We start from the raw sequence: 12,880 nt of genomic DNA, 5'->3' as shown, positions 1-12,880 counted from the left end.
GCTACTTCATTACTATAAAAAAACATCGCCGCGACCGGATTCAGCGGCCGCGATACTCCCACCGGGCATAGCGTGTCGCTTGCCGGGATTGGAATCGCAACCTAGTCTAGCTACAGCGATTTCGTCCGGAAGACGAGCAGGCAGTGCTAATGCAAGGGACCACATGAATCAAACCCGGACTCTCGGAACGCCACGGTTGTTGGGCATCGTCTGGCCATTTATCGCCGTTGTGGTGTTTCAAGCCTTGTTGGGCGGCGTTAGCCTTTACGTGCTGTCGGCGGTTCGCGGCTATGTTGCCGGCGAAAGCCTATGGTCCAAGGGCCAGAAAGACGCCATCTATTACCTCAACCTCTACGCCGACAGCGGCGACGAAGCGATTTTTCATAAATACCAGAACGCCATTTCCGTGCCTCAGGGCGGGCATGAATTACGTGTGGCGCTCGATCATCGGCCGCCGAACATCGAGGCGGCACGTGTGGCGATCCTCAAGGGCGGCAACCATCCGGATGACATCACCAGTGTGATCTGGCTGTACCTGAATTTCCGGCACTTCAGTTACCACGAGAAAGCCATCGACCTTTGGAGAGTGGGCGACGCGTATCTGGTGCAACTCGATGCCATTGCGCGGGAGATGCATCAACGCATCACCACCAGGCAGGCCACCGATGCCGATATCAAGCGCTGGAAGGATCAGATATTCGTCATCAACGAAAGTGTGACACCGGCGGCGAAGGCCTTCAGCGATGCCTTGGGCGAAGGCTCGCGGATGATCCTGCGACTGTTGCTGGTGACCAACCTCGCCACCGCCCTGGGCTTGATTGCATTGGCCTTGATGCGCACCCATAAACTGCTCAAGCAGCGCCATGCCTTCGCCGATGCATTGCAACTGGAGAAAGAACGGGCGCAGATCACCCTGCAATCAATTGGCGACGGCGTGATCACCACGGATGTTTCCGGTGCGATTGCCTACATGAATCCGGCGGCCGAAGCGTTGACCCACTGGAAGGCCGAGCAGGCGACGGGGTTGCCGCTGGCGGCGCTGTTCAACCTGTTGGACGAAAATGCCCAGTCCGACGGTTTCACTCTGATCGAACATATTCTGAGCGGCCAGCTCAGTGGCGGCAGTGAACACTCCAAGCTGATTCAACGCCTGGATGGCAGCACGGTGTCGGTCACGCTGGTGGGCGCGCCGATCCGCAATGCCGGCAAAGTCAGCGGGACGGTGCTGGTGCTGCATGACATGACCCAGGAGCGGCAATACATCGCCAATCTGTCGTGGCAGGCGACCCACGACGCCTTGACCGGGCTTGCCAACCGCCGAGAGTTCGAATATCGCCTGGAACAGGCGCTGCATAACCTGACCCGCTACGCGGGTCGCCATGCCCTGATGTTCCTCGATCTGGATCAGTTCAAACTGGTCAACGATACCTGCGGCCACGCGGCGGGCGACGAACTGTTGCGGCATATCTGTGCCTTGTTGCAATCCGGGCTGCGCGAAGGCGATACCCTGGCGCGCCTTGGCGGCGACGAGTTCGGCATCCTGCTGGAAAACTGCGCACCGGAAGCGGCGGAGAAAATTGCCGAAAGCCTGCGAAAGACTGTGCAGAATCTGCATTTTGTCTGGAAGGGCCGGCCTTTCGTGACCACTGTCAGTATCGGGCTGGTCCATGTCGCACAGAATCCGACGACGCTCGAAACCTCGCTGCGTGCTGCCGACATGGCGTGCTACATGGCCAAGGAAAAGGGCCGGAACCGGGTCCAGGTCTATCATCCGGATGACTCGGAATTGTCCCTGCGCTTCGGCGAAATGGCCTGGGTGCAGCGTTTGCACATGGCGCTGGAGGAAGACCGCTTCTGCCTGTATGCCCAGGAAATTGCCCCCTTGGGTCATGTCGATCAGGGCGGCGGGCACATTGAAATTCTGCTGCGATTGCATGATGAAGCCGGGCGGATGATCTTGCCTGACAGCTTCATTCCGGCTGCCGAGCGTTATGGCCTGATGAGCTCGCTGGATCGTTGGGTGGTGCAGAACGTGTTCAAGATCATTGCGCAATGCCGGGCCGAGCAAGGCCCCGGGCCACTGGCCATGTGTGCGATCAATCTGTCAGGCACGACGATCGGGGATGAGGCGTTCCTGGACTTTTTGCGTGAACAGTTTGTGACGTATTCGGTTCCGCCTGAAATGATTTGTTTTGAAATTACTGAAACCAGCGCCATTTCAAATCTTGGCAGCGCCATTCGATTCATTAATGAACTCAAAGGCTTAGGCTGCCATTTTTCACTGGATGATTTTTGTGCCGGAATGTCCTCATTCGCATACCTGAAACATTTGCCTGTAGACTTCCTGAAGATCGACGGGAGTTTCGTAAAGGATATGCTGGACGACCCGATTAACCGCGCCATGGTCGAAGTGATCAATCACATCGGCCATGTGATGGGTAAGCGCACGATTGCCGAGTTTGTCGAAACGCCCCAGATCGAGCAGGCATTGCTGGAGATCGGGGTGGATTACGCTCAAGGGTATGTGATTGAACGCCCGCAGTTGTTTACCGGCGATAGCTTGTTAAGTCGTCCTGCCAGACCTCAGCCGCTGTTATTCAAGGCGCCTGGCACGTTCCGTTGAAATTCCTGCCGGTCTCACAATCACAATCAAAAGGAGCTCGACAGTGATCGACACATTCATCCGAACCGGACCGCTCATGGAAGCTGCAAGTTACCCTGCCTGGGCCCAGCGCCTGATCCAGGATTGCAGCGAGAGCAAGCGCCGGGTTGTCGAACACGAACTGTACCAACGCATGCGAGACAACAAACTCAGTGCGAAGACCATGCGCCAGTACCTGATCGGTGGCTGGCCGGTGGTCGAACAGTTCGCGTTGTATATGGCACAAAACCTGACCAAGACACGCTTTGCCCGTCATCCCGGCGAAGACATGGCCCGTCGCTGGCTGATGCGCAACATCCGCGTCGAATTGAACCACGCCGATTACTGGGTGCACTGGAGTCGCGCGCACGGTGTCAGCCTGGAAGACCTGCAGGCACAGCAGGTTGCACCGGAGCTTCACGCTTTGAGCCATTGGTGCTGGCACACCAGTTCATCCGACTCGCTGATCGTTGCGATTGCCGCCACCAACTACGCCATCGAAGGGGCGACCGGGGAATGGTCGGCGGTAGTGTGTTCCAACGGTATCTACTCCGCCTCGTTTCCCGAGGAAGATCGCAAGCGGGCGATGAAGTGGCTGAAGATGCATGCCCAGTACGACGATGCCCATCCATGGGAAGCCCTGGAGATCATCTGCACATTGGCGGGCACCAACCCGAGCAAATCCCTGCAGGTGGAGTTGCGTCAGGCCGTTTGCAAGAGTTACGACTACATGCACCTGTTTCTCGAACGTTGCATGCAATTGGAGCACGCAGAGCGGGCACCGGTCGTGCGTGAGCGGATGGCACTGGCCGAAGGCTGATTCAACGTCTGCTTGAAACAACTGTGGGAGCGGGCTTGCTCGCGAATACGGACTGTCAGTCAACATCATCGTTGAAGGTCAGATCCCATTCGCGAGCAAGCCCGCTCCCACATTGATTTGTATCGTGGCTGAAAAATCAGCCTGCCATCTCCAGCCGGTTACGACCTTCGCGCTTGGCCACATACAACGCGCTGTCTGCCCGTCGCAACAGGCTTTCGGCAGACTCGCCGGGCAACAGGGTCGAACAGCCGAGGCTGACCGTCAGCACGATCGTATGACCATCGGCCAGGTACTCTTCAGACTGCGCTGCAAACCGCAGCCGCTCACCGACCATGGCCGCGGCCTCGCGGCTGGTATTGGACAGCAGGATCAGGAACTCTTCACCGCCATAGCGAAACACCATGTCCACGTTGCGCAGCTGGTTTTTGATCGTGGCGGCGACCGCCTTGAGTACGTCATCGCCTGTGCTGTGGCCATGGGTATCATTGACTTGCTTGAAATGATCGATGTCCAGCATCAGCACCGACAACGGTTGCAGATGGCGCCGGGACAGTTCGATTTCCCTTTGCAGCGTCTGGTCCATGGCGATGCGGTTACCCGCGCCTGTCAGCGGGTCGCGCAGTGCGCTTTGGGTGGCGGTACGGTAAAGCAGCGCGTTGCGCATCGGGAAAAGCAGCGCGGCCAGCAGTGATTCGAGATTGCCCTGTTCCTGTTCGCTGAAACGCTGATTGCGACGGAAAATCAGCTCACCCAGGTGTTCGCCTTCGTGGCTGAGGCTGTAACTGATGGAATGGTGGCCGCGCTGGCCGAACTCCAGGCGCAGGTCACTGCTCTTGTGCAGGTAGCACAAGGCGTCCAACGGCACCAATCGCTGAATTTCGCGATAGAAAGTCCCAAGAATGCGTTGCGGCTCCAGACTGGTTTGCAACTGCAGGCTCAGTTGCTGGCGCAATTGCGCAAGACTGACAGGCCTTTCCAGAAGAGGCGGCTGCTGACCAAAGCCCAGGCGCTGCAATTTGGCGCTATCGAAGTCAATTGCGTTGGTCTGGGAAGGTGGTTTCATAAGGCGTGCGCCCCTAAGCAGTAAGGCTGTCTTACAAGCAGGGTGAGAGCGGCTTAGGGCTGCGCGTCGTACTGGTCCGTCAGTCCCGTAGGACATTTCGTACAAGTTTAATCCGCTTTGTAGAAGATGAGTAATCTCAGCACTCAAGCTTCACCCCCGTCTGCTTTCACGTTGCGTGTCTGAGCAAACTTAGAGCGAAAGTCGTGCCATTCGGTTCATCCGAATAAAATCTGTATTAAATCAATTAGTTGTGACTTATCTGTTAGCTGTGTAGCGCTGCGTGCGACGTTTGTTTGACAGGTGCCTGGCTCGAGTTCGAGCGCCGCGACAGGAAGCTGGCGCGGCACCAAAAAGCGACGTGCGGTCGTTACTGGGCGTTGAACGCCTGGCCATTGATACCGGTGCTGTCCGGGCCCATCAGGTAGAGGTAGACCGGCATGATCTCCTCGGGCGTCGGGTTGTTCAGTGGGTTTTCGCCCGGGTAAGCCTGGGCGCGCATGCTAGTGCGGGTAGCGCCCGGGTTGATGCTGTTGGAGCGTACCGGGGCCACGGTATCGACTTCGTCAGCCAGGGTTTGCATCAGGCCTTCAGTGGCGAATTTGGAGACGCCGTAAGCGCCCCAGTACGCACGTCCCTTGCGGCCGACGCTGCTGGACGTGAACACCACCGAGGCATCCTGCGACAGCTTGAGCAGCGGCAGCAGTGTGCTGGTGAGCATGAACATGGCATTGACGTTGACTTGCATGACCCGCATGAAGTTTTCGCCGGAAAGCTGCTCGATCGGCGTGCGCGGGCCGATGATCGAGGCATTGTGCAGCAGGCCGTCGAGATGCCCGAATTCGCTTTCGATCATCGCCGCCAGCTCATCGTATTGATGGGGCAGGGCGGTTTCGAGGTTGAACGGGATCACCGCCGGTTGTGGATGGCCGGCGGCTTCGATTTCGTCGTAGACCTGGGTCAGGTTGGCTTCGGTCTTGCCCAGCAGCAGCACGGTTGCGCCGTGGGCCGCGTAGGTTTTTGCCGCAGCGGCGCCGATGCCGCGTCCTGCGCCGGTGACCAGAATGACCCGATCCTTGAGCAGTTCGGGGCGGGCGGAATAATCAAACATAAAAAACCTCGACAAATCAGAAGACAGGCGCTGCCCTTGTAGGAGCGAGCTAGCTCCGGGCGGCGTTCCGACGATGGTCGTCAACGATTACGCGTAAAGCCTGACACCCAGCGGCGTTCTCAGGTTTTTCGCGAGCAAGCTCGCTCCTACAAAAAAGCGATTCGACTTAGCAGCTGCAAAGCGCGCTATCGAGCACCTTGCGCAACTCCAGCGGATGATCGACCACCACATCCGCACCCCAATGCCGCGGATTATCATCCGGGTGGATATAGCCAAAGGTCACCGCAGCAGTCTTGGTGCCGGCATCACGGCCCGACTCGATGTCGCGCAGGTCATCGCCGACGAACAGCACGCTGGCCGGGTCCAGGTCGAGCATCTTGCAGGCAAGGATCAGCGGTTCCGGGTCCGGTTTGCTGTTCTTCACGTGATCCGGGCAGATCAGCAGCGCCGAGCGTTCAGCCAGCCCCAGCTGTTGCATGATCGGCTCGGCGAAGCGCAGCGGCTTGTTGGTGACCACGCCCCAGATCAGGTTGGCCTTCTCGATGTCCGCCAGCAGTTCGCCCATGCCGTCGAACAGTTTGCTGTGGACTGCACAACCGACGAGGTAGCGCTCCAGGAACTCCAGGCGCAGTTCCTCGAACCCCGGCGATTCCGGGTCCATTGAGAAGGTCACCGCGACCATCGCCTTGGCGCCGCCGGAAATCTCGTCGCGGATGTGCTTGTCGTTCATCGGTGGCAAGCCGCGGTCGGCACGCATTGCCTGACAGATCGCAATGAAGTCCGGCGCGGTGTCGAGCAGGGTGCCGTCCATGTCGAAAAGAACTGCTCTGATTGGCATCGGCTTATTCCTCGCGCAGGGTCTGGATCATGTAATTGACGTCCACGTCGGAGGCCAGTTTGTAGTGCTTGGTCAGCGGGTTGTAGGTCAGGCCGATGATGTCCTTGACGGTCAGGCCGGCCATGCGGCTCCAGGCGCCGAGTTCGGAAGGGCGGATGAATTTCTTGAAATCGTGGGTGCCGCGCGGCAGCAGCTTCATGATGTATTCGGCGCCGACGATGGCGAACAGGTACGCCTTCGGATTGCGGTTGATGGTCGAGAAGAACACCTGGCCGCCGGGCTTGACCATGCGGAAGCAGGCACGGATGACCGACGACGGGTCCGGCACGTGCTCAAGCATCTCCAGGCAGGTGACCACGTCAAACTGCTCGGGCATTTCCTCGGCCAGGGCTTCGGCGGTGATCTGCCGGTATTCGACGCTCACGCCCGACTCCAGCTGATGCAGCTGGGCAACCGCCAACGGCGCTTCGCCCATGTCGATGCCCATCACGGTCGCGCCGCGCTGAGCCATGGCTTCGCTGAGGATGCCGCCGCCGCAACCGACGTCGAGGACCTTCTTGCCGGCCAGGTTGACCCGCTCGTCAATCCAGTTGACCCGCAGCGGGTTGATGTCGTGGAGCGGTTTGAATTCGCTTTCGCGGTCCCACCAGCGATGGGCCAGGGCCTCGAATTTGGCGATTTCGGCGTAGTCGACGTTGCTCATGGTTTAAGTCCTCTAAAACTTGAAAAATCCTGTTGCCCCGGATTGTGCTCCAGGGTGCTTACGATTCGGTGCGGCCGCTGATGCGCTGGCCCCAGGCCTTCGCGACAGTGCCAAGCTGTTGTTCATCCAGGCGTGTCAGGCGACGGTCGTCGAGCAGTTGCTTGCCGGCAACCCAAAGGTGTTTCACACAGTCCCGGCCGGTGGCGTATATAAGCTGCGAAACCGGGTCGTAGACCGGCTGCTGGGCCAGGCCGGAGAGGTCGAAAGCCACCATGTCCGCCGCTTTGCCGATTTCCAACGAGCCGGTTTCGGCCTCGATACCCAATGCCCGGGCGCCATTGAGGGTGGCCATGCGCAAGGCACGATGGGCATCCAGCGCGGTGGCCGAGCCGGCGACAGCCTTGGCCAGCAGGGCTGCAGTGCGGGTTTCGCCAAGCAGGTCCAGGTCATTGTTGCTAGCTGCGCCGTCGGTGCCGACCGCAACATTGACCCCGGCCTGCCACAAACGCTCGACCGGGCAGAACCCGCTGGCCAGCTTCAGGTTCGACTCCGGGCAATGAATCACATTGCTGTTGCTTTCTACCAGCAACGCCAGGTCTTCTTCGCTGATCTGGGTCATGTGAACCGCCTGGAAGCGCGGCCCCAGCAAGCCCAGGCGCGCCAGGCGGGCCAGCGGTCGTTCACCGCGCTGCTCGACCGATTGCTGCACTTCGAAGGCGGTTTCATGTACGTGCATGTGAATCGAAGCGTCCAGCTCTTCGGCAATCACCCGGATTTTTTCCAGGTTTTCGTCGCCCACGGTGTAGGGTGCATGGGGGCCGAAGGTGACTTTGATGCGTTCGTGGTGCTTGAGATCGCCAAACAGTTCAACGCCCTGACGAATGGCTTCGTCCGCGGTAGCGGCGCCCGGAATGGGGAAATCGAGGATCGGAATCGCGATCTGCGCGCGAATGCCGCTGTTGTGCACGCGCTCACTGGCAACCTTCGGGAAGAAGTACATGTCAGAGAAACAGGTGATGCCGCCTTTGATTTGCTCGGCAATGGCCAGATCCGTGCCGTCGCGCACGAAGTCCTCGTCGACCCACTTGGCTTCGGCGGGCCAGATGTGGTTTTCCAGCCAGGTCATCAATGGCAGGTCATCGGCCAGGCCACGAAACAGTGTCATCGCCGCGTGCCCGTGGGCATTGATCAGGCCGGGGCTGAGCAGCATGTCGGGCAATTCGCGGGTTTCGGTTGCGTTAAGCTTCAGCGCGGCGGAACGTGGGCCGATAAACACGATGCGTCCATCACGGATGCCCACGCCATGTTCCTTGAGGACAACACCAGCGGGTTCGACGGGTACCAGCCAGGTCGGCAGCAATAACAGGTCGAGCGCAGCGGCAGTGTTCGGCATCGAGGGTCGGTTCCAGTGCTTTTGTAAGGGATGGCGAAGTATACCCGAGCGTCTTCGCGGGGGGATCGCTATAATCGGCGGCTTTTGTTCATGAGTGCGGGGTGAGGGATGCGCGATCGACTGTTGGCTGCGGAAAAGGTAAAGGCCATCGATTGGCGTGATGGCGCTCTCCATCTGCTGGATCAGCGTATTTTGCCGTTCGAGGAAACCTGGATTGCCTACACCAGCGCCGCTGGCGTGGCCGAAGCCATTCGCTCGATGGTGGTGCGTGGCGCGCCGGCCATCGGCATTAGCGCCGCTTATGGCATCGTACTGGCGGCCCGTGCCCGGATTGCCGAGGGTGGCGACTGGTACGCTGCACTGGAAGAGGATTTCATGCTGTTGGCCGATTCCCGTCCTACTGCGGTCAACCTGTTCTGGGCGCTGGGTCGCATGCACGACCGGCTTGATCGCCTGAAGGACAATGCCGATCCGCTGGCGGTACTGGAGGCCGAGGCCATCGCCATTCACGAAAGTGATCGCGAAGCCAACCTGACCATGGCGCAACTGGGGGTGGACCTGATCCGCAAGCATCAGGGCAACGCCCAGGCGATCCTCACCCACTGCAATACCGGCGCGCTGGCCACGGGCGGCTTTGGCACCGCGCTGGGGGTGATTCGTGGCGCATTCATCGAGGGTATGGTCGAGCAGGTCTATGTCGACGAAACCCGCCCATGGCTGCAGGGCTCGCGGCTGACCGCGTGGGAACTGGCCAATGAAGGCATTCCCGTGACCCTCAATGTCGATTCCGCCGCGGCGCATATCATGAAGACCAAAGGCCCTACCTGGGTCATCGTCGGCGCGGACCGGATCACCGCCAATGGCGATGTGGCCAACAAGATCGGCACCTATCAACTGGCCGTCAACGCCATGCACCACGGCGTGCGCTTCATGGTGGTGGCGCCGAGTTCGACCATCGACATGAACCTGGCCAGTGGCGATGACATTCCGATTGAAGAGCGTGATGGTCGCGAGTTGCTGGAGGTCGGTGGCAAGCGCGTCGGCGCTGATGTCCATGCCTTTAACCCGGTGTTTGACGTGACGCCGGCGGATCTGATCGATGCGATCGTCACCGAAAAAGGCATCGTCGAACGCCCGGATACGGCGAAGATGGCGCAGTTGATGTGCCGTAAGCGTCTGCATTAATTATCTTTGGCGTCTATTCAATCGCTTTCGCGGGCAAGCCCGCTCCCACAGTGTTTTATGGTGTTCACAAAACCTGTGGGAGCGGGCTTGCCCGCGAAGAGGCCCTCAAAGCCAACAAATCAACCAGAATCAGCCACAAATTCTCCATTCAACACAGCTCTAAGCCTCTCTCGTCCCCTTCAAGCCTGTCACCGGTCAACTAACTACTCTCCATGCGCATCTGGGGGATAGGTGCGTGGCGGCTCTTGTGATAACATCCGGCGGTTTCCAGGGTTGCCCAAAGTGGCGACCCGTACTGCGCAGATCCATGGCATAACTCGTTGATTTGTTGTAAGCCAATGCATGGCACTGAGCCTGCAGCGGCGAGCTTCGTTGGTCCTGACGAAGTTTCACCAGAAAAAGGAATCAGGCTTCTCATGGGCGAACTGGCCAAAGAAATCCTCCCGGTCAATATCGAAGACGAGCTGAAGCAGTCCTACCTCGACTACGCGATGAGCGTAATTGTCGGGCGGGCACTGCCGGATGCGCGCGATGGCTTGAAGCCCGTGCACCGGCGCGTGCTGTTCGCGATGAGCGAGCTGGGCAATGACTTCAACAAGCCGTACAAGAAATCTGCCCGTGTTGTCGGTGACGTGATCGGTAAGTATCACCCGCACGGTGATACCGCGGTGTACGACACCATCGTTCGGATGGCGCAGCCATTCTCCCTGCGCTACCTGCTGGTAGACGGCCAGGGCAACTTCGGTTCGGTGGACGGCGACAACGCCGCGGCCATGCGATACACCGAAGTGCGCATGACCAAGCTGGCGCACGAGCTGCTGGCTGACCTGCATAAAGAAACCGTGGACTGGGTGCCGAACTACGACGGCACCGAAATGATCCCGGCGGTCATGCCGACCCGTATTCCCAACCTGTTGGTCAACGGCTCCAGCGGTATCGCCGTGGGCATGGCGACCAACATTCCGCCGCACAACCTCGGTGAAGTCATCGACGGTTGCCTGGCGCTCATCGACAACCCTGAACTGACCGTCGACGAGCTGATGCAATACATCCCCGGTCCGGACTTCCCGACCGCCGCGATCATCAACGGTCGCGCCGGCATCATCGAAGCCTACCGCACCGGTCGCGGACGCATTTACATGCGCGCCCGCTCGATGATCGAAGACATCGACAAGGTCGGTGGTCGTCAGCAGATCGTCATCACCGAACTCCCTTACCAGCTGAACAAGGCACGTCTGATCGAGAAGATCGCCGAGCTGGTCAAAGAGAAGAAGCTCGAAGGTATCACCGAACTGCGCGACGAGTCCGACAAGGACGGTATGCGCGTCGTGATCGAGCTGCGTCGCGGCGAAGTGCCTGAGGTCATCCTCAACAACCTCTACGCCCAGACCCAGCTGCAAGCGGTGTTCGGTATCAACATCGTCGCGCTGATCGACGGCCGTCCGCGGATCCTTAACCTCAAGGACCTGCTGGAAGCCTTCGTGCGTCACCGTCGCGAAGTGGTGACCCGTCGTACCGTGTTCGAACTGCGCAAGGCGCGCGAACGTGGTCACATCCTTGAAGGTCAAGCGGTTGCCCTGTCGAACATCGACCCGGTCATCGCCCTGATCAAGGCGTCGCCAACGCCGTCGGAAGCCAAGGAAGCGCTGATCAGCACGCCTTGGGAATCCTCGGCCGTGGTGGCGATGGTCGAACGTGCCGGCGCCGATTCGTGCCGTCCGGAAAACCTCGATCCGCAATACGGTCTGCGCGACGGCAAGTACTTCCTGTCGCCAGAACAGGCGCAAGCCATTCTGGAACTGCGTCTGCACCGCCTGACCGGTCTGGAACACGAAAAACTGCTGGCCGAGTATCAAGAGATCCTCAACCAGATCGGCGAGCTGATCCGCATCCTCAACAGCGCCACGCGCCTGATGGAAGTGATCCGCGAAGAGCTGGAAGTGATTCGCGCCGAATACGGCGATGTGCGTCGTACCGAAATCCTCGATGCCCGTCTCGACCTGACCCTGGGTGACATGATCCCGGAAGAAGAGCGCGTCGTGACCATTTCCCACGGTGGCTACGCCAAGACCCAGCCGCTGGCTGCGTACCAGGCCCAGCGTCGTGGCGGTAAAGGCAAGTCGGCGACCGGCGTCAAGGATGAGGACTACATCGCTCACCTGCTGGTTGCCAACAGCCACACCACGCTGCTGCTGTTCTCCAGCAAGGGCAAGGTGTACTGGCTGAAAACCTACGAAATCCCTGAAGCGTCCCGCGCTGCCCGTGGTCGTCCGCTGGTCAACCTGTTGCCGCTGGATGACGGTGAATACATCACCACCATGCTGCCGGTCGAGGAATACACCGAAGGTCACTACATCTTCATGGCCACCGCCAACGGCACCGTGAAGAAGACCCCGCTGGAATCCTTCAGCCGTCAACGCAGCGTCGGCCTGATCGCGCTGGAGCTGGACGAAGGCGACGTGCTGATTTCCGCGGCCATCACCGATGGCGAGCGCGAAGTGATGCTGTTCTCCGATGGCGGCAAGGTCACCCGCTTCAAGGAATCCGACGTTCGAGCCATGGGCCGTACCGCCCGCGGTGTGCGCGGCATGCGCCTGCCGGAAGGCCAGAAGCTGATTTCCATGCTGATCCCGGAAGAAGGCAGCCAGATCCTCACCGCTTCGGCGCGTGGCTACGGCAAGCGCACGGCGATCACCGAGTTCCCTGAGTACAAGCGTGGCGGCCAGGGCGTTATCGCCATGGTCAGCAACGAGCGTAACGGCCGTCTGGTCGGTGCGGTCCAGGTGCTCGACGGCGAGGAAATCATGCTGATTTCCGACCAGGGTACCCTGGTGCGCACCCGCGTCGACGAAGTGTCCAGCCTGGGTCGTAACACCCAGGGCGTGACCCTGATCAAACTGGCCAACGACGAAACACTGGTCGGGCTGGAGCGGGTTCAGGAGCCGTCGGAAGTCGAGGGCGAAGAGCTGGAAGGTGAAGAGGGTGAGGGGTTTGTCGGTGAGGTCGTGATCGACGACGTTGCCGAAGACCAGCAACTCGACGCCGCCGCTGACGAAGAACCACAGGAATAAGCGGGTAAGCAGGGGGCGGATGAAAATTCGCCCCCTTGTTGTTTGTCCGATGAGAAAA

9 protein-coding genes are annotated in these 12,880 nt (G+C 59.6%); 4 read left to right on the top strand and 5 right to left on the bottom strand.

The features are described 5' to 3' along the window. Nucleotides 1–163: 163 nt before the first annotated feature. Nucleotides 164–2,623: an EAL domain-containing protein gene (locus AC3IT6_RS21380; RefSeq protein WP_489352592.1), complete on the top strand. Its 2,460-nt coding sequence runs from the start codon at nt 164–166 to the stop codon at nt 2,621–2,623. A 76-nt stretch (nt 2,624–2,699) separates the two neighbouring features. Then, nucleotides 2,700–3,461, top strand: a complete 762-nt coding sequence (locus AC3IT6_RS21375; protein WP_489352590.1) for an iron-containing redox enzyme family protein — start codon at nt 2,700–2,702, stop codon at nt 3,459–3,461. A 136-nt stretch (nt 3,462–3,597) separates the two neighbouring features. Here AC3IT6_RS21375 and AC3IT6_RS21370 read toward each other — a convergent pair whose 3' ends face one another. From AC3IT6_RS21370 to AC3IT6_RS21350, 5 genes are all read right to left on the bottom strand, one after another. Continuing rightward, nucleotides 3,598–4,524, bottom strand: a complete 927-nt coding sequence (locus tag AC3IT6_RS21370) for a GGDEF domain-containing protein (protein ID WP_489352588.1) — start codon at nt 4,522–4,524, stop codon at nt 3,598–3,600. A 367-nt stretch (nt 4,525–4,891) separates the two neighbouring features. Next, the gene (locus AC3IT6_RS21365; RefSeq protein WP_007999919.1) at nt 4,892–5,632 is read right to left on the bottom strand and encodes a YciK family oxidoreductase; all 741 of its coding nucleotides are present in this window, start codon (nt 5,630–5,632) and stop codon (nt 4,892–4,894) included. Nucleotides 5,633–5,798: 166 nt separating this feature from the next. Further along, nucleotides 5,799–6,470, bottom strand: a complete 672-nt coding sequence (mupP, locus tag AC3IT6_RS21360; protein WP_057713765.1) for an N-acetylmuramic acid 6-phosphate phosphatase MupP — start codon at nt 6,468–6,470, stop codon at nt 5,799–5,801. Nucleotides 6,471–6,474: 4 nt separating this feature from the next. Beyond that, entirely contained in the window at nt 6,475–7,173 is a 699-nt protein-coding gene (gene ubiG, locus AC3IT6_RS21355; RefSeq protein ID WP_033055822.1) for a bifunctional 2-polyprenyl-6-hydroxyphenol methylase/3-demethylubiquinol 3-O-methyltransferase UbiG, read from the bottom strand. Nucleotides 7,174–7,231: 58 nt separating this feature from the next. After that, on the bottom strand, nt 7,232–8,566 hold the full coding sequence (locus tag AC3IT6_RS21350; RefSeq protein WP_489352586.1) for a TRZ/ATZ family hydrolase: 1,335 nt from the start codon (nt 8,564–8,566) through the stop codon (nt 7,232–7,234). 108 nt (nt 8,567–8,674) lie between these two features. Between AC3IT6_RS21350 and mtnA the strand changes: the two genes are divergently transcribed. Continuing rightward, nucleotides 8,675–9,751 (top strand): S-methyl-5-thioribose-1-phosphate isomerase, encoded by a 1,077-nt coding sequence (gene mtnA, locus AC3IT6_RS21345; protein WP_150753948.1) that lies wholly within the window; start codon nt 8,675–8,677, stop codon nt 9,749–9,751. Between the two features lie 416 nt (nt 9,752–10,167). Next, nucleotides 10,168–12,822, top strand: coding sequence for a DNA gyrase subunit A (gene gyrA / locus AC3IT6_RS21340; RefSeq protein ID WP_056727165.1), 2,655 nt, complete (start codon nt 10,168–10,170; stop codon nt 12,820–12,822). The last annotated feature ends 58 nt before the right edge of the window (nt 12,823–12,880 follow it).

The sequence above is a fragment of the Pseudomonas sp. KH_017 genome (assembly GCF_057840285.1).
Note: the sequence above shows the minus strand (reverse complement) of the source record. Positions and strands in the feature narration are given on the sequence as shown.

Coding starts and splice junctions, on each gene's coding strand:
- AC3IT6_RS21380 (WP_489352592.1), top strand. CDS start 164: ATGAATCAAACCCGGACTCTCGGAACGCCACGGTTGTTGGGCATCGTC.
- AC3IT6_RS21375 (WP_489352590.1), top strand. CDS start 2,700: ATGGAAGCTGCAAGTTACCCTGCCTGGGCCCAGCGCCTGATCCAGGAT.
- AC3IT6_RS21370 (WP_489352588.1), bottom strand. CDS start 4,524: ATGAAACCACCTTCCCAGACCAACGCAATTGACTTCGATAGCGCCAAA.
- AC3IT6_RS21365 (WP_007999919.1), bottom strand. CDS start 5,632: ATGTTTGATTATTCCGCCCGCCCCGAACTGCTCAAGGATCGGGTCATT.
- mupP (WP_057713765.1), bottom strand. CDS start 6,470: ATGCCAATCAGAGCAGTTCTTTTCGACATGGACGGCACCCTGCTCGAC.
- ubiG (WP_033055822.1), bottom strand. CDS start 7,173: ATGAGCAACGTCGACTACGCCGAAATCGCCAAATTCGAGGCCCTGGCC.
- AC3IT6_RS21350 (WP_489352586.1), bottom strand. CDS start 8,566: ATGCCGAACACTGCCGCTGCGCTCGACCTGTTATTGCTGCCGACCTGG.
- mtnA (WP_150753948.1), top strand. CDS start 8,675: ATGCGCGATCGACTGTTGGCTGCGGAAAAGGTAAAGGCCATCGATTGG.
- gyrA (WP_056727165.1), top strand. CDS start 10,168: ATGGGCGAACTGGCCAAAGAAATCCTCCCGGTCAATATCGAAGACGAG.